Origin of the sequence: Ruegeria meonggei, assembly GCF_900172215.1 — a bacterium.
Taxonomy (GTDB): Bacteria; Pseudomonadota; Alphaproteobacteria; order Rhodobacterales; family Rhodobacteraceae; genus Ruegeria; species Ruegeria meonggei.
In genome coordinates, this window is the sequence record NZ_FWFP01000002.1 from 417560 (window position 1) to 439279 (window position 21720).

General features: G+C 58.9%; 19 protein-coding genes. 6 read left to right on the forward strand and 13 right to left on the reverse strand.

Annotation, left to right across the window (positions count from 1 at the left end; genetic code table 11):
* Positions 1-111 precede the first annotated feature (111 nt).
* The 5 genes from RUM8411_RS04740 (at position 112) to RUM8411_RS04760 (ending at position 7910) form a co-directional block, all read left to right on the forward strand.
* On the forward strand, positions 112-2076 hold the full coding sequence (locus RUM8411_RS04740; protein ID WP_085821484.1) for a 3-hydroxyacyl-CoA dehydrogenase NAD-binding domain-containing protein: 1965 nt from the start codon (positions 112-114) through the stop codon (positions 2074-2076).
* A gap of 272 nt (positions 2077-2348) precedes the next feature.
* Positions 2349-4448: a hydantoinase/oxoprolinase family protein gene (locus tag RUM8411_RS04745; RefSeq protein ID WP_085821485.1), complete on the forward strand. Its 2100-nt coding sequence runs from the start codon at positions 2349-2351 to the stop codon at positions 4446-4448.
* Complete coding sequence (locus RUM8411_RS04750) at positions 4445-6094, forward strand: hydantoinase B/oxoprolinase family protein (RefSeq protein WP_085821486.1); 1650 nt, start codon at positions 4445-4447, stop codon at positions 6092-6094. The genes RUM8411_RS04745 and RUM8411_RS04750 overlap by 4 nt, the downstream gene beginning before the upstream one ends.
* Entirely contained in the window at positions 6091-7173 is a 1083-nt protein-coding gene (locus tag RUM8411_RS04755; RefSeq protein ID WP_085821487.1) for a pyridoxal phosphate-dependent aminotransferase, read from the forward strand. The genes RUM8411_RS04750 and RUM8411_RS04755 overlap by 4 nt, the downstream gene beginning before the upstream one ends.
* Complete coding sequence (locus RUM8411_RS04760) at positions 7170-7910, forward strand: maleate cis-trans isomerase family protein (protein ID WP_085821488.1); 741 nt, start codon at positions 7170-7172, stop codon at positions 7908-7910. The genes RUM8411_RS04755 and RUM8411_RS04760 overlap by 4 nt, the downstream gene beginning before the upstream one ends.
* Before the next feature lie 15 nt (positions 7911-7925).
* Here the strand turns inward: RUM8411_RS04760 and RUM8411_RS04765 are convergent, their stop codons facing one another.
* The 11 genes from RUM8411_RS04765 to RUM8411_RS04815 all read right to left on the reverse strand — a co-directional run bounded on the left by RUM8411_RS04765 (position 7926) and on the right by RUM8411_RS04815 (position 16936).
* Complete coding sequence (locus tag RUM8411_RS04765) at positions 7926-9026, reverse strand: alpha-hydroxy acid oxidase (RefSeq protein ID WP_085821489.1); 1101 nt, start codon at positions 9024-9026, stop codon at positions 7926-7928.
* A complete protein-coding gene (comE, locus tag RUM8411_RS04770; protein ID WP_085821490.1) occupies positions 9026-9580 on the reverse strand; it encodes a sulfopyruvate decarboxylase subunit beta in 555 nt (184 codons plus the stop codon). Before comE ends, RUM8411_RS04765 begins: the two co-directional genes overlap by 1 nt.
* A complete protein-coding gene (locus RUM8411_RS04775) occupies positions 9577-10083 on the reverse strand; it encodes a decarboxylase (protein ID WP_085821491.1) in 507 nt (168 codons plus the stop codon). Before RUM8411_RS04775 ends, comE begins: the two co-directional genes overlap by 4 nt.
* A 48-nt stretch (positions 10084-10131) precedes the next feature.
* Positions 10132-10542 (reverse strand): universal stress protein, encoded by a 411-nt coding sequence (locus tag RUM8411_RS04780; RefSeq protein WP_085821492.1) that lies wholly within the window; start codon positions 10540-10542, stop codon positions 10132-10134.
* A 23-nt stretch (positions 10543-10565) separates the two neighbouring features.
* Positions 10566-11546 carry a zinc-dependent alcohol dehydrogenase gene (locus RUM8411_RS04785; protein WP_085821493.1) on the reverse strand — a complete coding sequence of 327 codons (981 nt, stop codon included), beginning with the start codon at positions 11544-11546 and terminating at the stop codon, positions 10566-10568.
* Positions 11543-12304 (reverse strand): SDR family NAD(P)-dependent oxidoreductase, encoded by a 762-nt coding sequence (locus RUM8411_RS04790; RefSeq protein ID WP_085821494.1) that lies wholly within the window; start codon positions 12302-12304, stop codon positions 11543-11545. The genes RUM8411_RS04785 and RUM8411_RS04790 overlap by 4 nt, the downstream gene beginning before the upstream one ends.
* The gene (hisD, locus tag RUM8411_RS04795; RefSeq protein WP_085821495.1) at positions 12297-13604 is read right to left on the reverse strand and encodes a histidinol dehydrogenase; all 1308 of its coding nucleotides are present in this window, start codon (positions 13602-13604) and stop codon (positions 12297-12299) included. The genes RUM8411_RS04790 and hisD overlap by 8 nt, the downstream gene beginning before the upstream one ends.
* A 12-nt stretch (positions 13605-13616) precedes the next feature.
* Positions 13617-14945, reverse strand: a complete 1329-nt coding sequence (locus RUM8411_RS04800; protein ID WP_085821496.1) for a TRAP transporter large permease — start codon at positions 14943-14945, stop codon at positions 13617-13619.
* 11 nt (positions 14946-14956) lie between these two features.
* Entirely contained in the window at positions 14957-15469 is a 513-nt protein-coding gene (locus tag RUM8411_RS04805; RefSeq protein WP_085821497.1) for a TRAP transporter small permease, read from the reverse strand.
* 111 nt (positions 15470-15580) lie between these two features.
* Positions 15581-16726 (reverse strand): TRAP transporter substrate-binding protein, encoded by a 1146-nt coding sequence (locus RUM8411_RS04810; protein ID WP_085821498.1) that lies wholly within the window; start codon positions 16724-16726, stop codon positions 15581-15583.
* Between the two features lie 24 nt (positions 16727-16750).
* Entirely contained in the window at positions 16751-16936 is a 186-nt protein-coding gene (locus RUM8411_RS04815) for a hypothetical protein (RefSeq protein WP_085821499.1), read from the reverse strand.
* A 138-nt stretch (positions 16937-17074) separates the two neighbouring features.
* On the opposite strand from RUM8411_RS04815, the gene RUM8411_RS04820 reads away from it, so the two are divergent.
* Positions 17075-18100: a LacI family DNA-binding transcriptional regulator gene (locus tag RUM8411_RS04820; protein ID WP_085821500.1), complete on the forward strand. Its 1026-nt coding sequence runs from the start codon at positions 17075-17077 to the stop codon at positions 18098-18100.
* On the opposite strand, the gene RUM8411_RS04825 is transcribed toward RUM8411_RS04820, so the two are convergent.
* Both RUM8411_RS04825 and RUM8411_RS04830 read right to left on the reverse strand, forming a co-directional pair.
* The gene (locus tag RUM8411_RS04825) at positions 18097-19068 is read right to left on the reverse strand and encodes a LysR family transcriptional regulator (protein WP_085821501.1); all 972 of its coding nucleotides are present in this window, start codon (positions 19066-19068) and stop codon (positions 18097-18099) included. The genes RUM8411_RS04820 and RUM8411_RS04825 overlap by 4 nt on opposite strands.
* 90 nt (positions 19069-19158) lie before the next feature.
* Positions 19159-21594 carry a GcvT family protein gene (locus tag RUM8411_RS04830; protein ID WP_085821502.1) on the reverse strand — a complete coding sequence of 812 codons (2436 nt, stop codon included), beginning with the start codon at positions 21592-21594 and terminating at the stop codon, positions 19159-19161.
* Positions 21595-21720 lie beyond the last annotated feature (126 nt).

Sequence of the window (21720 nt, forward strand, 5' to 3'; positions counted from 1 at the left end):
AACGCTAGACCGAGTCGGCCATCCCTTCAAGTTAAAATATTTTATGCTTGAAGTTTATTGATGTGAGAGTAGGCTTCCCAAAATCTTCCACAGCGGCGGAACAGGTGTCTGATGGTGGTGAATGTCGAAACGAAGGGCGATCTGGCGGTTGTGACGATCAACAACCCGCCCGTGAACGCAGCCAGCCATGCGGTTCGGGCAGGGTTAATGGCCGCCATTGCTGATACGGAAAGTAGCGGCGCTGTCCGGGCCGTCGTACTGCGTGCCGATGGCCGGACTTTTACCGCAGGCGCGGATGTACGAGAATTCGATAGCCTCCTGCAGGAGCCGCATTTGCCGGACGTTATTCTGGCGCTTGAAGATGTAACAAAACCCTGGATCGCTGCCCTGCATGGAACCGTTCTGGGCGGTGGGCTTGAAATTGCACTTGGATGTTCGCACCGCATAGCACAGCCTGGCACCAAGCTGGGTCTGCCTGAGGTGACTTTGGGCCTGATCCCCGGCGCCGGAGGAACCGTTCGACTGCCGCGCCTGATCGACCCCGTTGCAGCGTTGAATATGGTGGTCAGCGGCAAACCGGTTTCTGCGGAAAAAGCGCTTGAACTTGGGTTGATTGACGACATTGCAGACGGCGATCTGACAAGATGTGCCTGTGCAATGGCGCAAAAGGCCGCCGACGCCCCAAGCAGAATACCCTTGGGTCGCAGGGGCGCACCGGCTGTCCAAGACACGCTGCAGTGGGAGGCGCTGAAGTCGAAGAGCATCGCCAGAGCACGCGGCGCGCACGCACCGGCCGCAGCAGTGCTGGCAATTCAAAGGGCGCTCGACCTGCCTGCAACAGAAGCGCTGAAATCGGAACGCAACGCTTTCATGAGCCTCAAATCTGACCCTCAAAGCGCGGCCCTCCGTTACATATTTTTCGCCGAACGGTCTGCATCGAAACTGCCGGAATTGGACAGTGTAAAGCCCAGATCAATCTCTTCACTAGGTGTGATCGGTGGCGGCACGATGGGAGCAGGCATTGCCGCGGCCTGTCTGCTGTCTGGTATTCCGGTCACCTTGGTTGAAAGGGATGATGCGGCCCGGACTGCTGGGCAAGATCGGGTCATGGGTATTCTGACGGACAGTCTGAACCGTGGTTTGATTGACCAGAACAAGCACGAGGCCCTAAGCGCGAACCTGACAACAGCCATCACCTATGACGCCCTTGCAAAGACCGACTTGGTCATTGAGGCCGTGTTCGAAGACATGGCGCTGAAAACCCACGTGTTTCAAGCGTTGGACGGGGTCGTGCGGCCCGAGTCAATTCTGGCAAGCAATACTTCGTACCTTGATATACAAGCCATCGCCAATCAGACCCGCCACCCCGAGAGGGTAATCGGTCTGCACTTTTTCTCTCCTGCCCATATCATGAAACTGCTTGAGGTCGTGATCCCCAGCCACGCCGCCGCGTCCGCGATTTCCAGTGGCTTTGCGCTGGCCAAGCGTCTTGGCAAGATCGCTGTCCCTGCGGGTGTGTGCGACGGGTTTATCGGCAATCGCATCATGTCGGCCTACCGGCGCGAATGCGATTACATGATTGAGGACGGTGCCCTACCCTGGGATATTGACCGAGCCATGCGCAGCTTTGGCTTTCCCATGGGGCTATTTGAAATGCAGGACCTTGCGGGGCTCGACATCGGATGGGCCAGGCGCAAAAACCGTGCTGTGACCCGAGACTCAACTGAGCGCTATGTCCATATTGCCGACAAGCTGTGCGAGGCCGGACGGTTCGGGCGCAAGACCAACAAGGGTTGGTACGAATACAACGATGGCAAAGCAACGCCCTCCGGTTGGGTTCAAGATCTTGTGCTGTCAGAATCTGCGCGAAAAGGGATCACGCGCGGACTCATTACGGACGAAGAAATCAACCAGCGCATCCTGTCCACCATTCAAACCGAAGCACAGGCTTTGCTTGCCGAGGGCATAGCACGGCGGCCTGAAGATGTGGATGTGGTGATGGTCAACGGCTATGGCTTTCCAAGATGGCTGGGCGGTCCGATGTACTTGCACGCGCATCCTTTGACCGCTAACTGACGACGTCTCACTAGACCGGCGCGAACCTGATTGCGGAATGGGTTGAACAAAACCAACGCGGCTTGCGAAAGAATTGTTGACGGAAGCACATCCTGTCGCCCAAGGTCATGCACAGCCAGACGATAGGAACCTACAGCTGTGACAGCCAACGTTCGACACCCAATGATGCGTCGCGACACCGGGTGCGATCTGGTCGCCTGACCCGCTGGAAACGAACCGCGCATTCTTGACCCGACATCGGGTTTGTTTCCTCTTTTCAGGCTGATACTCAAATGATCCATACAGATGGATTGCGTATGGCAATCGACATTGGTGGGACCTTCACCGACACCGTTTTGGTGAACAATGCGTCGCAAGTGGTCGCGACCGCCAAGACGCCCACGACACCGAACCGCCCTGCTCTGGGCGCCGTCGCAGGCGCCGAACACGTTCTGCAGGTCGCAAGCGCCGAATGGCACCAGGTGACCGGGTTCATTCACGGCACAACCCTGGCCACCAACGCGTTGATTGAGCGTCGGGGCGCCGAAACCGCGACCATCACCACCCACGGCTTTCGCGATATACTTGAGATTGCGTATGAGCGGCGCCACAGCCAATATGCCATCGATCTGGTTAAACCCAACCTGATCGTTCCGCGCACGCATGCCCTGACCATCGGTGGACGCATGAATGCCAACGGGCGAGAGCTTGAGCCGTTGGAAGAAACAGGCATTGAGCCGGTGGTCGATGCACTAAAGTCTCTGCAAGTCGACGCTGTTGCGATTTGCCTGCTACATGCCTACGCCAACCCCGCGCATGAATGTCGGTTGCGCGAATTGTTGACCGACCACTTACCCGATCTCGTCATCTCGCTGAGCCACGAGGTTAGCCCCGAAGCCCGTGAGTTCGATCGGCTATGCACCACGATTGCCAACGCCTATGTCCAGCCGCTCATGGCGAGCTATCTGCAGGATTTTGAGGCACGGTTTCGACAAAAGGGTCTGTCCTGCCCGATCCTGATGATGACTGCGGGCGGTGGCATGACCACGCTGGACACCGCGACCCGGCTGCCGATCCGTCTGGTCGAATCCGGCCCGGCCGGTGGGGCCGTTCTGGCCGCGCGTATCGCTGAGGCAACGGATGAAACGGATGTGCTGTCCTTTGATATGGGCGGCACCACCGCCAAGTTGTGTCTGATCGACGATTTTCGCCCACAGACGGCGCGCAAGTTCGAGATCTCGCGCGCCGAAAGGTTCATCAAAGGCTCGGGCATGCCGGTTCGAATCCCGGTCATCGAGATGATCGAAATCGGGGCCGGTGGCGGATCAATTGCCAGCGTCGACAGGCTGGGCCGTATTCAGGTCGGCCCATACAGCGCCGGATCCGATCCCGGCCCCGCCGCCTTTGGCAAGGGCGGGGACAAACCCACCGTCACCGATGCCGACCTGACACTGGGCCTGATCGAACCGGGCCGGTTCGCAGAAGGGCGCTTGCGGATCGACCCGGATGCTGCCCAAAGGGCACTGGCACTGGACATTGGTGAACCGCTGGGCCTGCCGCCGGATCAGGCGGCTTTCTCGGTCAGCGAGATTGTCGACGAAAGCATGGCCAGTGCGGGTCGGATGCATGCGGTTGAATCCGGCAAAGACCTTGGCAACCGGTTGATGATCGCCTTCGGCGGCAACGGGCCGCTGCACGCCACCCGCGTCGCACGACGGGCACAGATGCGCCGGGTTCTGATCCCACGCGACCCCGGCGTCGGCTCGGCGGTTGGGTTCCTGTTTGCACCCGTGTCGTATGAGGTCATCCGCTCGCGCTATGCCCGTCTGGACAGTCTGGACATCGACGGGCTGAACTCGTTCTTCGCGTCGATGCAGGCCGAAGCGGAACAGGTCGTGCGGGCCGGAGCGCCCCACGGCCAACTGCAGCAGCGTCGGATCGCTTATATGCGCTATCACGGGCAGGGTCATGAGATTGAAATCCGAATGCCCGACCGGGCGCTGGACGTGTCGGACATACCTGTATTGGAACAGGCATTTGAAGCAGAATACAGCCGACAATTCAGCCGGATCGTTCCAGGCATGACTATCGAGATTTTGAACTGGGGCCTGTCGGTCTCATCGCCTGCGCCAGCGCAAGGCGCGTTTTCGGAAACGCCGCCCCAGCACGCCGTGATGTCCGACGAAACCCGGCAAGTCCTGTGTGATGTCAGCGGGGAATGGCGGCCAGCGCAGGTGTTTGACCGGGCGGACCTGACGGCAGGGGCAACACTCACCGGCCCGGCCCTGATCGTTGAGGCGCAGACAACCACATTCGTCAGCGCAGATTTCAGCGCTGATGTGGACGGCCAGGGCAACATCTGGCTGACACGGCACAAGGAGGCATCGCGATGATCCAACCAGACACACGCCTGCAAGTGATGTGGAACCGCCTTCTGGCCGTGGTCGAGGAACAAGGGCAGGCGCTTATTCGTGCCGCCTTCAGCCCGATCGTGCGGGAATGCGGTGATATCTCGGCCGGTATATTCGATGCACAAGGGCGGATGCTGGCGCAAGCGGTCACCGGCACCCCCGGTCACATCAACACAATGGCCGAAGCCGTCAAAACCCTGCGGTCGCGCTTTGCCCAAAGCGACATGAAGCCTGGCGATATTTATTTGACGAACGACCCGTGGATCGCCTCGGGTCATCTAAACGACTTTCTGCTGATGATGCCGGTTTTCTATTGTGGCACCGTCATCGGATATACGGCCTGTACCTCGCATCTGGTGGATCTGGGTGGTCTTGGCATGGGGCCTGAAGGCTCGGACATCTATGACGAAGGTCTGCTGATCCCGCCCTGCAAACTGGTCAGCGCGGGCACTGTCAACGCGTTGTTGCTGGAGATCGTCAAAGCCAATTCGCGCGAACCGATTGCCAATGAGGGCGACATCTACGCTCTGATTGCCTGTTGTGAGGCGGGGTCCAGCAGGCTGATCCAAATGATGCAGGAATTTGGCCTCGCCGACCTGAACACCCTTTCCGATTACATCATCGAGACGTCGCGGCGTGGCACGCTTGACGCCATCGCTGCTTTACCCAAGGGCACATGGCGGCATGTGCTGACTGTAGATGGCTATGATCAGGACATCGGCTTGCACGCCGCCCTGACCATAGCCGAGGATCACCTGCTGCTGGATTTCGATGGTACCGCAGCCTGCGTCGGCAAGGGGATCAACGTGCCGCTGAATTATGCTACGGCCTATTCGGTCTTTGCCCTGCGCTGCATCATCGGGGCGGATATCCCCAACAATGCGGGATCGCTTGATCCGTTTCGGGTCACGGGCCCTAAAGGCTGCATCCTTAACGCACAGCGCCCCGCGCCCGTCGCAATGCGGCATACACTGGGACAGATGACGCCCGATCTGGTTTATGGCTGCCTGTCGCAGGCACTGCCTGACAAGGTCCCGGCCGAGGGTGCGTCCTGTATGTACGACCTGCCCCTTCGCCACGCCCCCGAGGCCGTGGACCGGGGCGATGATCTTTTCGCGCTGGAACTTGTGTTCAACGGTGGAACGGGCGCGCGGCCGCGGTTGGACGGCCTATCCGCCACCGCCTTTCCAAGCGGGGTCTGGGGCAGTCAGGTTGAGACGACCGAGGCCGTGGCACCGATCCTGTTTCACCGACGCGAATTACGCACCGATTCTGGCGGCGCGGGGCGGTTTCGGGGCGGCCTCGGTCAACACATCGAACTCAGCGCGTCACAGGATCAGGATCTGATGCTGTTTCTGTCAGTTGAACGCATCCGCAACCCCGCCAGTGGCCGCAACGGCGGACAGGATGGCGCGCCCGGCTGTATCACGGTTGAGCCCGGCAACCGCACTCTACCGGGCAAAGGCGAGGTTCGGATAAAGGCAGGTGAGAGGTTGATCTTTGAAACCCCCGGTGGCGGCGGGTATGGCCCCCCCTCTGACCGTGCCGATGATGAAGTGGACACTGACATTCGGTCCGGTCTCATTACTCGCAACGCGGCGGAGACCCAGTATGTGAGGAAGACATGACCCTACCTCAGACCCATATCGCCCAAATGTCCCCCTATGCGCTGGCTGACCTGAGCGCACCAAGGGGGAAACCGCTGATTTCATTGTCCCAGAACGAAAGCCTGCGCCCACCCAGCCCCATGGCGATCGAGGCCGCGGCAAGGGCGATGAGCACATCGATGCTCTACCCTGATCCGGACTGGACTGGGTTGCGCAATGCCCTGGCAGACCGGCACGAAATTGACCCCGAAGGCATCTTGTGCGGCAGCGGGTCGCTCGACCTGATCGGCTGTTTGGCCCGCGTGTTTGCAGGGCCGGAGCGGGCTGTATTGGCGCCCGCCCATGCATACCCTTTCTTTCGAACCGCGGCACAGGTCGCAAACGCACGGTTCGACACCGCCCGAGAAGAGGATACCGTCGTCAGCGTTGACTCCCTGCTGGGTGCGGTTCGGTCAGACACGGGGCTGGTCTTTGTCGCCAATCCCGGCAACCCAACCGGAACACGCATCCCGAAGTCCGAGCTTTCCCGCCTGCGAGAGGGCCTGCGACCGGACATTCTGCTGGTAATTGACGAGGCCTATGGAGAGTTCGCGGATCATCTGGGCGAGCGGTGCTTTGATCTGGTTCAACGTGGTAACACTGTTGTGTCGCGCACGTTTTCAAAAGCCTACGGAATGGCCGGTTTCCGCGTTGGCTGGGGCCTGTTCCCGCCTGCAATTGCCACCGAGACGCGCAAGGTTATGAACCCAAACAACATCCCGGCGGTAGCCCAAGTGGTGGCCACCGCAGCTGTGCAGGACGCAGCCTATATGCGCGACACCTGTGAGATGACGGCCAGTTTGCGGGACAAATCCGCAGCCGAGTTGCGGAAAGCTGGATTTGACCTCTCACCCAGCTTCACCAATTTTCTGCTGCTGAACCTGGGCAGCGCTGAAAAGGCGCGGCAAGCCGACGAGGCGCTGCGGGCCGAAGGCGTGTTCCTGCGCCCGCAAAGCGGCGCAGGCTTGCCCAACGCTCTGCGCATGACCATAGGTTCGTCAGAGACGACGGACTCAGCCGTTACCATCCTGAAGCAGTGGAAACAGGAGGAACAGACATGACCCCTTCCAGAGGCCGCGCCCGGTTCGGCGTTTTGGTTCCGTTCACCAACACCAATCTGGAACCCGATCTGGCACTTATTAGCCCGGCAGGCATTTCCCTGCATGTGGCGCGGATGGGTGGATATGACGAGGATGAAGTTCCCGACGAAGCCCAGATGCATGGTCTGGGGGCCGCCGATCTTGATGGGCCCCTGCACCTGTTGATGGGGGCAAAGCCGGATGTCGTCATTTACGGCTGCACCTCGGCCACACTGACACATGGCCCCGCATTTGACCGCGACTTGGCCGCGCGGATCAGTGCAGGAAGCAGGGCGCACACGGTCACCGCCGCCGGAGCGCTGGTACATGCGCTGACAGTGCTCGACGCCAAGCGCATCGGATTTGCTTCGCCCTATGTGCCGGCCATCAACGACATGGCGATTGAGTTTCTGGCCGAACTGGGCGTCGAAACGGTCCAACGGTCCGAAGTGTCGCAACGATTGGGCAATGCAGGGCAAGGGGCACTGGACCCTGATGCGGTGTACCAAATGGGTATCGCTGCGGACCACCCCAAGGCCGATGCGCTAGTCCTGTCGTGCACCGACATGCGCAGCGTCGAAGCTCTGGCCCGGATCGAGGACACAGTTGGAAAGCCGGTGATCAGCTCAAATCAGGCGATGCTGTTTCAAGCGCTGCAGGTGTTGAAAATACCCGATCCGATTCCCGGGTTTGGTCGACTTTTGGAACAGTCGCGGTAAATGTCCCGGACGGTTTCAGGCCTTCAGCTCACTGATCGTGGTCACCCCGATCTGAGCCATCGCAATACTGAACTCATCACTCAGTACCTCCCACAGCTGCTGCAGCCCGGCCTCTCCTGCTGCGGCCATGGCAAACTGCATGACCCGACCGAAGAACACGAAATCCGCGCCTTGTTTCAGCGCTTTGGCGACATCCTCACCCGATCGCAGCCCACTGTCATAGAAAACCGGATATTCGGGCCCAACAGCGGCCCGGATCGCCGACAGCGCCTCAAACGCAGACGGGGCACTGTCCAGCTGTCGCGCGCCGTGGCTTGAAACCTGCACCGCGTCGACGCCCGCCGCCTTGACGGCCCGCGCGTCTTCGGGGTCCAGCACGCCTTTGACAACAAGTTTTCCGCCCCATGTATCGCGCAGACGGGACAGCGTATCCCATGTCGCCCGCGCCCGGCTTTCGGTGCGGTCAAAGTCATACCCATCCATTTGAAAGTTGGCCATTTGTGGCTTTCCGCGAAACAACGTCGCCAATGACCAGCGGGGATGCAGGGCGAAATCCACAAACTGGCGCGGACCAATCCGGAAGGGCATCTTGAAGCCATGGCGCAGCTCTCTGGGGCGTCGCCCGACCTCAGGAACGTCTACGGTCAGCACCAGCGTTTCATACCCTGCAGCCTGCGCGCGTTCGACCAGTTTGAAGGTTCCTGCCCCGTCTCCGCTGAAATACAGTTGAAACCAGGCGTTGCCCTCGGCAGCTTCGATCAACTGTTCCATCGGCGTCGATGCCACGGTCGACACGCCCAGCGGCACCAAATTGCGTGCGGCCAGCCTAGCCAGCATCAGATCCGCCCCGGGGGTGGACAGGTTGCACATGCCCATAGGTGCAATGCCAAAAGGCCGTCGTGCCTGTTTGCCAAAGAGATCCGTGGACAAAGACCGCTCGCTTACATCCCGCAGCACCCGCGGGCGCAACGTCATTGCGGCCAGCGCGGCGCGGTTGCGGGCGGCACCAACCTCTGCCCCCGCCGCCCCGTCAATGTAATCAAACACCATCCAGGGCAAACGACGCCGCGCCAATCGGCGGGCGTCTTCTGCGCTGTGAATGGCGGATGGACCCATCAGGCCTGAACGGCCTTCATAAAGCGGTCGCGGATCACCACCGGATCCATCGTGATCGGGGGCATTTTGGCATTGCCGCTTTCACACTTGCTGACAATGATCGTCATCTGTTTGGCGTCCAGCGCCTCTTGCAGCACGCGCCCGGTGTCTTCGGCCTGACATTCGATCACGCGCTCACACCCTGCGGCCTGCGCCATTTTCGTCAGCGAGGTTTTCTGCCCCGCATAGGTTGGTTGATCCCCGGTGGACCCGTAAGAGCCATTGTCGACGATCAGTAGGATGTAATTGTCAGCCACGTTATTGGCGATGGTTGGCAACGTACCCAGATTGGTCAGAACTGACCCATCCCCATCAATCGTGATCACCGGTTTCGGCTGCGACAGCGCCAGCCCAAGACCGATGGACGAGGCCAGACCCATCGTCCCCAGCATGTAGAAATTGGACGACTGGTCGTCGATAGCGTGCAACTCCTGGCTGGGGATGCCGATGTTGCAGACGACAAGTTGATCACGCAGGATCGGGGCGATTTCCTTCAGGATTTCAGAACGGATCATTGGTCGCCGTAGCCTCCCCAGAAATTGGCGTCGGTCAGGATGGCGACCGGCTTGTTGCACATGAACGTGTATTTCAGGATCGCGTCGAACTCTTCGACATCGGCCTGATGATGAAAATGGTAGGTCGGGATGTTCAGCTGCGCCAACAGGGCCTTGGTATGCACTGCCATTTCCACCTGACAGGCAATCGGCTCGCGCAGCTCACCCCGGTACGAGATCAGCATAGGCAGCGGCATCCGGTAATACTGGATCAGCGTCGCCAGCGTATTAATAGTCACACCGATGGCCGTGTTCTGCATGATAATGGCCGGGCGTTTGCCGCCCATCCAGGCACCGGCACACAGGCCCATGCCTTCGTCTTCCTTGTTCGAGGGGATGTGAAAGATGCCGTCGCGCTGGTCGATTTCCTCTATCACTCCTGCCAATTGCTTACACGGCACGGTGGTCACAAACGAGACATCGTTTGCGGCCAGATCGTCAGTGATCTTCTTGTCGATATTCATATCTGGTCTGTCTGTCCTGTTTGGGGCGCCCGCGGCGCGATTAATTGATTAAACCCTGCGATGCACATGCACGGCACAGCCGGCATGGCGCACAACCCGTGACGCAGTTGATCCCAGGAAGTAATCGCTGAGGCCCGGCTTGTGCGAGCCGATAACGATGCAATCCACATCGTTGTCGTTGGCGTAGTCGATAATGGTCCGCGCGGTGTGCCCACGAGTAATTTCAGGCTTGATGCCATCCAGCCCCGAGACCTTTTCCCGCAGCAGGTTGCCCGCCGCGCGAAAGCCTTCGGCCACCGTGTCCTTGTCAAGATACGCACTGACCGAGCCCTGCGGCATCTCATAGACGTGCAGTGCAACGATCTCGGCACCATCCGCTGACAAAGCTCGGGCCACCTGCAACGTGTGCTGCGAAATACCGTGATCCAATGCCATGGGAACCAGAATTTTCTTATACATGAATACCTCCGTTATTGCCGGGCCTAGACCCATGGTGCGAGGATGATTTTCGGGGCCGCGACAGCCCCCTTGCGCAAGTCCCGGAACGCCTCAGCCCCATCGGACAACGCCCGTTCTTCGATCCAGTCCAGACGGCCCAGGCGACCATCGAATATGGCCCGTGCTGTCTGGCGGAAATCCTCGGCCGTGTAAGTATAGGTGCCGACAAATGTGATTTCTTGCAAGGTCATACGGCGGATATCCAACCCTCTGGTGTCCTCGCCCAGCCCAACATGTGCGATCACGCCGCCCGGTTGAACCCGTGCAGAGGCCAATGCCCGGGTTGCCGCAAATCCAACTGCGTCGACCACCAAGGGAAACGTATCCTCTGTTTCTGCGGCCACATTGAAACCGCCAACGCCCTGTAGGTAGTTGCGCCGCAATTCGCTGGGTTCAACGATCACAACATCGCCCGACCCCATGGCCATCAATGCCAGGGCAGCAGCCACACCGATGGCGCCGCCGCCAATCACCAAAGCCGTTTTGTCCATTCCCGGATGCAGCGCCTCAAGGCCCAGACGCGCCGCGTGCCAGCTGACAGCCAAGGGCTCGGCCAACGCAGCCCGGGCAAAGCTCACATGATCCGGCACCGTAACCAGATTGGTCTCAGGCATGGCAACGTATTGGGCAAAGGCCCCTTCGCGCGGCGGCATCGAGATGATCTGGCGGTCAGGGCACAGGTTCTCGCGCCCCTCGGAACAGGCCGTACAGGCGCCGCAACTGACCAAAGGGTTGATCGTCACCCGGGCCCCATCCCGCGAACCACCTGTTATCACACCTGCAGCCTCGTGGCCCAGGATCAAGGGCGCGGGACGGCGCGCATCATGACCCAGATACGCGTGCATGTCCGATCCGCAGATACCAACGGCCTCAATGCGGATCAGATGCTCACCCTCGCGCGGGGATGCGTCCGGAACGTCCCGAAATGCCACCTGTTCAACACCCTCATAGACCAGCGCTTTCATTTTGCGGTGAACCCCCCGTCGACCATCAGGACCTGACCTGTTACGTAATCCGACGCCTTAGAGCACAGAAACAGGATCGGCCCGTCGATATCCTCCATCCGGCCATTGCGCCGGATACAGGTCTGGTCGGCGTTGCGTGCGGCACGCTCAGGGTCATCAAAGACAGCCTGTGTCAGTTCCGTGGGAAAAAACCCTGGCCCGATGGCGTTGGCGGTAATGCCATGCGGCGACCACGCTTCGGCCATTGCGCGGGTCAATTGCCCGATCCCGGCCTTAGTGGCGCCATAGGCAATCCCCCCGGGAAACGCCCGGGTCGTCTGCAGTGAGGCAAAGTTAACGATCCTCCCCCATCCGCGCTTTTTCATTGCAGGCACCATGGCCTGACTTAGAAAGAACGGCGCGCTGAGGTTCAGAGACAGGGTCCTGTCCCACCCTTGTGGTGTCACATCGTCCGCCGCTTCGCGTGTATTAACCCCGGCCGCATGGATCACAATGTCAGGCGCGCCGAATTTAGCGTTGACCTCGTCTACCAGCGTTCCGATCTGTGCGCGTTCAGCGATGTCTGCCACGACGGTACCGGCTTTGTCACCGATTTCAGCCTTCAGATCATCCAACGCCTCGGCCCTGCGGGCAACACCGACCACCTGCGCACCAGCGGCAGCCAGCGCTTTGGCAACCCTGCGACCAAGGCCAGAGCTTGCCCCGGTTATACAAGCCACCCGCCCAGTCAGGTCAAATAGCGTACGGGGGTCATCCATCTGCGGTCAGGTCGAACTGTTCATCCGGGAAATACTTGGCCAGACGCACATCTGCCGCGCGGGCGTGACCTTCCATTCCTTCCAGGCGCGATATGCGGGCAGTGGCCACAGCAATAGACTTGGACCCTTCCCGCGTGGCCCGCTGCCATGTCACGATCTTCATGTATTTGTGGACACTCAACCCACCTGTGTAACTGGCCGCACCAGAGGTCGGCAGCACGTGGTTGGTACCCGTCGCTTTGTCGCCGTAAGATACCGTCGTTTCTTCTCCAAGAAACAATGAGCCGTAGCAGGTTAGCCGGCTCAACCACCAATCCAGATCCTCGGCCTGAACGGTCAAATGTTCGGGGGCGTATTCGTCCGAACAGGCCGCCATCTCTTCGCGGTCCGAACAGACGATCACCTCGGCATAGTCGCGCCACGCGGCCGAGGCGTTTTCGCGATTCAACTCGGGCAGATCCTCGATCAGTGTTGGCACCAGATCCATCACCTTTTGCGCCAGCGCGCGATCATCCGTGATTAGCCAAACGGGCGAGTTATAGCCATGCTCGGCCTGGCTGACCAAATCGGTCGCCACCACAAGCGCGTCCGAAGTGGCATCGGCAAGCACCAGGCTATCCGTCGGACCCGCGATCATATCGATGCCAACTGTGCCGTAAAGAATGCGTTTTGCTTCGGCTACAAACTGGTTGCCCGGGCCCACAAGAATATTGGCACTCGGCAGGCCGAACAGGCCGTAGGTCATCGCGGCAACGCCCTGCACGCCGCCCATAGCCAGAATGCTGTCAGCGCCACAGATATGCGCAGCATAGACAATCGCAGGTGCAACCCCTTCGCCAGGGCGCGGCGGAGAACAGGCGGTGATGTGGCGGCACCCAGCAACCTTGGCCGTCGTCACAGTCATGATCGCGCTGGCGATATGGCTATATCGCCCGCCAGGAACGTAGCAGCCCGCCGCATCGACCGGGATCGCCTTTTGACCAGCGACAAAGCCGGGCACGATCTCCATCTCGACATCCGACACCGTTGCTTTTTGGGTTTCCGCAAAGCGGCGCACATTATCATGAGCAAACCGAATATCAGCCTTCAGCTTTTCTGGAACCAGAGCAATTGCGGCGTCTATTTCGGCCTGTGTCATCAAGACGTTGCCTTCGAACTTGTCGAACTTGACCGCGTATTCCAGCGCCTTGGCGTCACCGCCTACTTCGATATCAGCAAGGATGGTTTTGACCGTATCATGCACCTCGGTGGCATGGGATTGAGCGGTCAGGGTCGCCTTTTTCAAATAGTCACGAGGCATAGTCAGCAAGTCCTATTGGTAAATTGCAGGAAGTAGGGTTGTTGAAACCGCTGGAACATAAGCGATCAGAAGAACGACGATCAGCATCGTCAATACAAAGGGCACCGCACGGGCTGCAATCTTCAGAATGGACTCACCGGTAATGCCAGATACGACAAACAGGTTCAGTCCCAGCGGCGGCGTAATGAACCCCACGCCCAGCGCGGTGATCATCATGATGCAGAACTGGATTTCGTTCATGCCGATATTATCCGCGAGCGGTTTGAGGATTGGTGCAAGGATCACGATGTTGGGCGTTGTTTCCATCACACAGCCAGCCGCAATCAGAATGCCGATCATCAACAGGATCAAAACGTAAGGATCGTCCGTCAGCGCCGTGATCGACGCTACGAACCCCTGCGGCACGCCCATGATCGCCAGCGCCTCGGCCAGCGGCGCCGAGAAGGCGATGATCGGCAGGATCACACCGTTCACTTTGGCCGAGCTGACCAGCATCGACGGGAAATCCGCCAGCGTCAGAGTGCGCATGATAAAGCCCATGACGATGGTGACGACAACGGCGGTCGCACCGGCCTCGGTCGGTGTTAGGCGACCCGAGAAGATACCGTAGAAGATGATCCCGGGGACGATAAACGCGTACCATCCGGACTTCAGCGCTTTGCCCAGATTGGCCAGCCATTCACCAAACGTCATCACCCCGCCGCCCTCGTACAGATAAATGCGGTTCACGATAAGGTTGGTGATCAGGATCGACAGCAAAATGGCCAGGCCGGGAATAAGAGCTGCCAGAAACAAGGTCGAGGCGGAAATCCCCAGAACAAGGCCGATGATAATATAGGCAATAGACGGCGGGATCAGAATGCCGGTACAGGCACCTGCAGCCACCAACGCGCAGGCATAGGGGCGTGGATAGCCGCTTTCGACCAGCCGGTTGATGGTCATACGCCCCACAGCAGCAGCCCCCGCAGCGTCTGAGCCCGAGATCGCGGCAAACATACCACAAACGAGAACGGTCGCCGACCCAAAGCCACCTTTGGTGAAACAGGTCAATGCCTCGGCCACGTCCAGGAATTTTCGGGACAGTCCCGTTCGGACCAGAACGTCTCCGGTCAGGATGAACAGCGGGACAGCGGTTAAGGCAAAGGCGTCGATGCCGGTAAACAGGCTTTCTCCGACAAGGCTAAGCGGCAGATCGCCGGACATGACCAGCATGACGATCGCAGCCGTTCCAATCGCGGCCCAAACAGGAACCGCCATCGCAATCAGGGCAACGAACAGGATGACAGGCAGGTAAAAATCCCAGCCCAGTTCAACGGATTGATTGAGGGTACCCCAGAGCATTCTGTTTCTCCTCAGTCAAACAGCTTGTCACCTTCGAAGACGGGGGTGCCGTCACGAAGGGATTTCAAATCACGCATGAAGGACTGGATTAAACGCCAGATCATCAGGGCAAATCCGGTGGGAACGGCCATCAGGAACCAGACCTTGGAGATCCGTAAACCATCCGTTACAGACCCAAACTTGGCCGAGACATGCACCGCCTCATACGACCAGTAGAGCGCAATGACTGCCACGCCAAACATCACCAGATCACCGAAGATATACAGCAACGCCTTGGGGCGCGGCCCAAGGTAATGCATGATCACGTCGATGCGAATATGTGCCCGTTCCTTGACCGCCGCAGCGGCCCCGATCCAGGCAAGGTAGATAAAGGAATAACGGACGATTTCTTCGCCCCAAATTGAGGAAAAGGCAAAGATCTCCCGCCTCAGAACCTCAATAGCCATGGTGATGACCAGCATCGTGTAGAACACCAGCAGCAACCAACGCTCTGCGTTTCGGTCTATATTCTGAAAAATGGTCATCACGTCCCTCGACGATAGAACAGCCAGGCCAAAGCCTTCTGGTTCGGGCCCTTTCAGGCCTGGCTGTGAGTGGTAAAACCGGGTGCCCGATCGGCGCCCGTCACGGCAGCTTTAGGCGTCGTGAACGTAGTATTTGCCCTGCGTTCCAGCCGCTTCGACCAGTTTGTCGAACTTATCCATCGATCCGGCCAGTTCAGTCTTGAACGGATCCCATTCAGACCGCTGATAGCCACCAACATCTTGCCATTCCGCCAGTTGATCATCTGTCAGCGACTGGAATTGCACACCGGCCTTGTTCAGCTCGGCCATGGCATAAGCACGGGCTGATGGCACTTTGGACAGGTTCTGGTGGCTGGTCATTTCCGCGCCCCACATGATGCCTTCCTGCACATCGGCAGGCATCGAATTGAACCATTCAAGGTTACAGGAATAAACCTGACTGTCCGGCACCGCCTGCGTGAAGGTGACATTGCTGAGGATGTCCTTGAAGCCAAAGACATAAAGCGCACCTACTGAGGGATCCAGCGCATCTGCGACACCCTGTTTGATTGCCGAAGGTGTCTCGCCCCAGGCCACAGGTGTCGGATTCGCGCCGACCATGCGGTAATACTGCTGCAGCATTTTTGATCCCGGCACGCGGAATTTCACACCGCTCATGTCGCCCGGCGTGACAATGGGGTTACCCCCCTGACGCACGGCCACAACACGCGGGTCGATCACCACGTAAAACAGTGCTTTGAACCCTGCGGCCTCGACCTTGGGGTGTACTTCGCTTTTCCATGTGTCGGAATGGACAAGGTTTGTGAACCGCTGGTTCGAACCACACAGATAGGGCATGTTGATCAGATCAACGGTTGACGCAAACGGCGCGAAATTCGACAGCGAGTGCTGTGCGGCCTGAATGGTGCCACCCTGAACCTTCTGCACCAACGCGCCACCCGCGCCCAGCTGCCCGCCCGGGGCCAGCTTGACATAGACCTTGCCGTTGCTGGCGTTCTGGATGTTTTCCTTCAGATCCAGCTGCATGATCGGATAGCTGCGCGACGCCCCCAGAACATAAGCGGTCGCAATCGTCATGACGTGATCAGCGGCCTTCTCGCGCTCGCTTTCTTCCTTGGCTGTCTGCGCCGCGGCCTCGGATGACCACAACACGCCGCCAGCCCCGGCAACCAGAGCAGCAGTGAACGCACCCCCGGCGCTCAGCTTCAGGAAGTTGCGGCGTTCTTCTGACGCAAGCTTGTTTCTGTCGTTGTTCATTTAGTGCCCTCCCAAGCAGAAAAGTCAGCCGTCGCTTTCTGCGTCGCGGTCAGCTTCTTTTTTCAAAATTGCGACAACGAATAGGATCGAGGCCGCGAACAGAACCAACATCTCTCCTACGTCCCCAAGGAATGCACTGGCTGCAAAAGCGCCCAAGGCCACGTTCGCAAAGTAGATGGCAAACACGATGGCGGATGCAGTCAAAAACATTTCAGGGATTCCCTTTGGATTCGGCTCAATCCCATTTGTAAGCGCTTACATAAAAAATGCAAGCGCTTACATGAGCCACTTCCATTGGCGCTTGGTAAAGTCTAAACTTATAGGCAAAAGCGAATTGCGAGTTTGAAAATGTCGAAACTTCGGTCCGCGCCGACGCTGGAGGATGTGGCCAGGATGGCTGGGGTTTCGACAGCAACTGTGTCGCGTTGCCTCAACAGTCCTGACAGAGTGGTCAAAGCGACGCGCCAACGGGTTTTGTCCGCAGTTGACACGCTGGGCTATACTCCGAACTTTGCTGCGCAAGTGATGGCGGCGAAACGCACTTTCACCATAGGCGCGATCATCCCCACAATGGAGAACGCGATTTTCGCCCGCGGGCTACAGGCGTTTCAGGAAGAGCTGCACCAGCGCGGCTATACGCTGCTGGTCTCAAGTTCTGCCTACAAGCCCGACCTAGAAGAAGAACAGATTCGCACCCTGGTCGCACGCGGCGCGGACGGGCTGTTGCTGATCGGGCATGATCGCGATCCAAAAATCTATGAATATCTGGATCGGCGGAAAATCCCGGTGCTTGTGGCCTGGTCATACTTGCCTGACGCTCAGGTTCCGTCGATCGGCTTTGACAACCGCGCAGCTATGTTCGAGCTGACAAACCGCGTGATCGGGTTGGGTCACAAACGGATCGGTATGATTTCCGGCATCAGTGCGGGCAATGATCGTGCCCGCCTAAGGGTCGAAGGTGTGCGTGATGCGGTGGCGCAGAACGAACTGGCCGTATCGGACCTGCGGATCATCGAAACCCCTTATGAGATCGAAAACGGAGCAGCGGCGTTTTCCAACCTGATGTCCAAGGGCACCCGACCGACAGCCGTTTTGTGCGGGAACGATGTACTGGCGGTAGGTGCAATTCGCCGAGCGCAAGAGATGGGCCTCAGGGTGCCCCAGGATGTCTCGATCACCGGGTTTGATGATATCGAATTGGCCCGGATCGCCACCCCCGCCCTGACGACAGTGCATGTGCCGCATCGGGACATGGGCCGGAAGGCCGCGTTAGAGCTGGTTGGGATGGTGGAAAAAACGGCGGACGGCACGGCGCTGCGGCTGCCGACAACAATTGTTGAACGTCAATCCCTTGGACGCCCCGCCAAACCTTAGGCCGCATCCGTGTCCATCGTTCGAAAATCGTTCCTCAACCAGGCATGGGTTGCGCACATCGGGTCGGTGAAATGCTGCCGGATCAGCTTTGTCATAACCTTCTGGATCAGGGCCGAGGTCGTCTCTGGGTATACTTCCGTTGTGAAAAGCGAGACGGTCCGCACAAAGTTCCTGCCCGGGAACGGAATGGCCTGAACGCTGTCATGGAATTTTTGGGCGCGGTGAAAACAAGCGGCTGTTGTAATCGCCCAACCACTGCCTTCGGCAACCAGACCCATTATGGATTGGTTGCATTCCAGCTCGAACCGATTTGGTAGGTTGTGTTTGCTGCGGGCCAGCTGAATTTCGATTTGCTTCCCGATCATATAGTCCCGCGAATACCGCAGCAGTGGCAGGCTAGCATCGGGGGTAAACAAGTCTTCGGGTGCATCTTCGTAGGATTTTGGCAGAATCACGATGAACGGGTCGCGCATCAGCGGGTATTCGATCAGCCCTACGGTCCGCTCGGACGGGCGTGTAGCGACCCCGGCATCCAGTTTGTGTTCCTGCAGCTTGGCAATGATCTCGTGGCTGGGCCGCGTGAAGTGGCGAAAGTTGCAACGCGGCAGAGCCTGCGCCAGAAAGCGGAACAGATCAGGAGCAATCTGGTTGTCGAAATCGTCGATCAGAGCCAGACGCAAATCCGTTGCGTGCCGCCAGTTCCCGGACCGAATCTCAGCCTCACCACGTTTGAGTACTGTCAGCCCGTCGCGCACATAGCGCGCAAAGACTTCACCGGCAGGGGTAAGGCCCATCGGGCGGCGCCCATGGTCAACAAGATCAAGACCCAGGGCACCTTCGAGGCTGCGCAGGTGGTTCGACACGGTGCTGATCGACAGCCCGGTTTCAGACGCGACCTGTTGGATCGAGCCTGACTTGGCAACCAGCTGAAAGACTTCCAGCCAACGAAGGCTCAGAGATTTCGACACCGTACACAACCGCTGTTTCGATTACTTCGAAACTATCGAAGCAAAGATTTGCCCGTGCGGCAATGAAGAAATGTAGAAGCCGCGCCGAGTTTACCCCCTCATCCGCCTGAATTCCGGGTCATAGGGCGAGGGTGCGATGACCGTCGCAGGCACAGTCTGCCCGCAGGAGTCCAACTCCATCCCCGTCCCGATCTCTGCCAATTCAGGGTCGACAAACGCATACGCCAGGTTCATTCCGGTGCGGTGTCCCCAGTCGCCTGACGTGATCGTACCGACGACATGTTCACCGTGTATCAAAGAAGCGCCCGGATGTGCGGGTCTGGTGGCTGAATCGATTTGCAACGCGACCAGTTTCTTATGTGGCCTGCCTGCCTGTCGTTTCTGCAGGGCCTCACGCCCGATGAATGCGCCTTTGTTCAGTTTCACAAACCGGTCCAACCCGGTCTCGAAAGGATCAAACTCGGTTATCAGATCAGCTTTCCAGTGCAAAAAGCTCTTCTCCATTCGCATCGAATCCACCGCGCGTGCGCCGAACAGCTTTAGCCCATGGGTGTCACCAGCCTGCCGCAGCACCAGATATGCCGCATAAAGCGAGGCGTTCGGTATATGGATTTCATAGGCCAGCTCACCTGAGAAACTCACACCCATCACCGTGGCGGGGGCAATCCCGATGAAGCATTCGCGCACGCTGAGCCAGGGGAATGCTGCCGCTGACCAGTCGCCCCGCGTACAGGCAGACAGAACGTCCCGTGCCTTAGGCCCTGCAAGAACCAGAATGGTCTGATCGTTGGTCAGACTGCGCAGATGGACATCCTCGCCCCGCCGCACATGCTGGCTCAACCAGTCCATGTCATGAAGCTCACTCGCCGCGGCAGAGCCGTACCATACTCGGGAAGGTCCTCGGTCGCTGGCCGCCAGATTGGCGACAGTTGCCTCTCCTTTGACCATCCCGTGACGGTTCAGAAGGTAGCCCAGCCCGACCCGTCCATCCCGCCGCGTGACAGTGCCACAGAACATCCAGTCCAAAAAGCTGTGGCGGTCGGCACCCGTGATCTCAATCCGGTTGAACCCGTTGACCTCGGCCAGCCCGACGCCGGTTTGCACGTTGGCCACTTCGGCTGCGATAATATCGAAGGTTTCGTCAAAATCGAAACTGAGCGTGGGGGAGAAATCGGGCGAGGGCTTGATGTAGTCCACACGCTCCCACCCGTTGACCACGGTAAACTCAGCCCCCTCTGCCGCAAGCACCGGTGTCAAAGGCGTCGTCTTTGCCGGTCGGCCAGCCGGGCGGTGTTCGTGCGGAAAGTGGAACCGGAATTCATTTTGATAGTCCTCAATCGCCTTCAGCGCTGTCAGCTCTACATTGGCGTGGCCCGCGAACCGCCGCGGGTCGATGCACCAAGTATCATAGCAGGCCTCACCATGCACGATCTGTTGGGCCAGCAACCACCCGTGACCACCGCCTTCGCCCAGGCCTGCGCGCAGGCCTATGATGCAAAACGCGTTGCGCTTACCCGGGATCGGCCCCACCAACGGTGCACCGTCGATCGTATAGGTGATCGGGCCGTTGACGATGGTATGAACCCCAACGTCCATCAATGCGGGCATGCGGGCAAAGGCTCCCTCAAGCACATCCGTCACCCGGTCCAGATCGTCGGGGCACAGCGCATTGACAAAGTTCGGGTCGATCCCGTTCATACCCCAGGTTTTGCAATCCTGTTCATAGAACCCCAGCAACAGCCCGTTCTTTTCCTGACGGCAGTAATAGTCGCTGATCGGACAGCGCAGCAGCGGCATTCTGTGACCCGCATCCCGAATGGCCGGGATCTCTTCGGTCAGGAAATACTGATGCTCCATCGACGCGACCGGGTGATGCACGCCCATCATCGCGCTGACCTCGTTTACCCTGTAACCGCAGGCATTCACGACGATGTCACAATCGATATCACCGTGTTCAGTATGCACGGTCCAGGTGTCATCGCTGTGCTGTGTCAGGGCGGTCACCGGCGTGTTGCGATAGACCTCGGCCCCTGCTTTTCTTGCCCGACGCGCCAATGCCTGGCACAGCTGCGCCGGATCGATATCCCCATCCATCGGGTCCCACAGCCCGCCGATCAGGTTCTCGGTCGAGATCAGAGGATGGCGGCGGGCGCATTCTGCGGCATCAATCACCTCAAACTGTACATCCATACCCTGGGCCATCGAGGCGAAGTGGCGATAGCCCTGCATCTGCGCCTCGGTATTGGCCAGGCGGATACCACCATCCCCGTGGTGGTAATTGATCGGATAGTCCGGATCCTCGGCCAGTTCCTTGTACAATTGGATCGAGTGGGTCTTCAGGCCCACCATCGTCTGGTTCATCCCGAAATTGGTCACCTGCGCTGCCGAGTGCCAGGTGGTGCCCGAGGTCAGCTCGTTCCGTTCGACCAAAACCACATCGGTCCAGCCTTCCTGCGTCAGGTGGTACAGTGTCGAACATCCGGCGATCCCGCCACCGATCACAACAACTTGGGTGCGCGACTTCATTGACCCTGCTCCTTTTGGTTCGGCACAAGTCTTGCGGAAAAATGGGACAGGCGGACAAGAAAGCTGTGGCCTGTGTTAGAAAAACGAAACTGCGATTGAGGATTCTGATATTCAAACTTCGCCTTT

Bases quoted from the DNA above. Each gene is read 5' to 3' on its own strand.
- RUM8411_RS04780 (WP_085821492.1), bottom strand. From the start codon at position 10,542: ATGTATAAGAAAATTCTGGTTCCCATGGCATTGGATCACGGTATTTCG.
- RUM8411_RS04810 (WP_085821498.1), bottom strand. From the start codon at position 16,726: ATGAACAACGACAGAAACAAGCTTGCGTCAGAAGAACGCCGCAACTTC.
- RUM8411_RS04775 (WP_085821491.1), bottom strand. From the start codon at position 10,083: ATGAATATCGACAAGAAGATCACTGACGATCTGGCCGCAAACGATGTC.
- comE (WP_085821490.1), bottom strand. From the start codon at position 9,580: ATGATCCGTTCTGAAATCCTGAAGGAAATCGCCCCGATCCTGCGTGAT.
- RUM8411_RS04765 (WP_085821489.1), bottom strand. From the start codon at position 9,026: ATGGGTCCATCCGCCATTCACAGCGCAGAAGACGCCCGCCGATTGGCG.
- RUM8411_RS04800 (WP_085821496.1), bottom strand. From the start codon at position 14,945: ATGCTCTGGGGTACCCTCAATCAATCCGTTGAACTGGGCTGGGATTTT.
- RUM8411_RS04740 (WP_085821484.1), top strand. From the start codon at position 112: ATGGTGGTGAATGTCGAAACGAAGGGCGATCTGGCGGTTGTGACGATC.
- RUM8411_RS04820 (WP_085821500.1), top strand. From the start codon at position 17,075: ATGTCGAAACTTCGGTCCGCGCCGACGCTGGAGGATGTGGCCAGGATG.
- RUM8411_RS04755 (WP_085821487.1), top strand. From the start codon at position 6,091: ATGACCCTACCTCAGACCCATATCGCCCAAATGTCCCCCTATGCGCTG.
- RUM8411_RS04760 (WP_085821488.1), top strand. From the start codon at position 7,170: ATGACCCCTTCCAGAGGCCGCGCCCGGTTCGGCGTTTTGGTTCCGTTC.
- RUM8411_RS04785 (WP_085821493.1), bottom strand. From the start codon at position 11,546: ATGAAAGCGCTGGTCTATGAGGGTGTTGAACAGGTGGCATTTCGGGAC.
- RUM8411_RS04805 (WP_085821497.1), bottom strand. From the start codon at position 15,469: ATGACCATTTTTCAGAATATAGACCGAAACGCAGAGCGTTGGTTGCTG.
- RUM8411_RS04745 (WP_085821485.1), top strand. From the start codon at position 2,349: ATGATCCATACAGATGGATTGCGTATGGCAATCGACATTGGTGGGACC.
- RUM8411_RS04750 (WP_085821486.1), top strand. From the start codon at position 4,445: ATGATCCAACCAGACACACGCCTGCAAGTGATGTGGAACCGCCTTCTG.
- RUM8411_RS04830 (WP_085821502.1), bottom strand. From the start codon at position 21,594: ATGAAGTCGCGCACCCAAGTTGTTGTGATCGGTGGCGGGATCGCCGGA.
- RUM8411_RS04815 (WP_085821499.1), bottom strand. From the start codon at position 16,936: ATGTTTTTGACTGCATCCGCCATCGTGTTTGCCATCTACTTTGCGAAC.
- hisD (WP_085821495.1), bottom strand. From the start codon at position 13,604: ATGCCTCGTGACTATTTGAAAAAGGCGACCCTGACCGCTCAATCCCAT.
- RUM8411_RS04790 (WP_085821494.1), bottom strand. From the start codon at position 12,304: ATGGATGACCCCCGTACGCTATTTGACCTGACTGGGCGGGTGGCTTGT.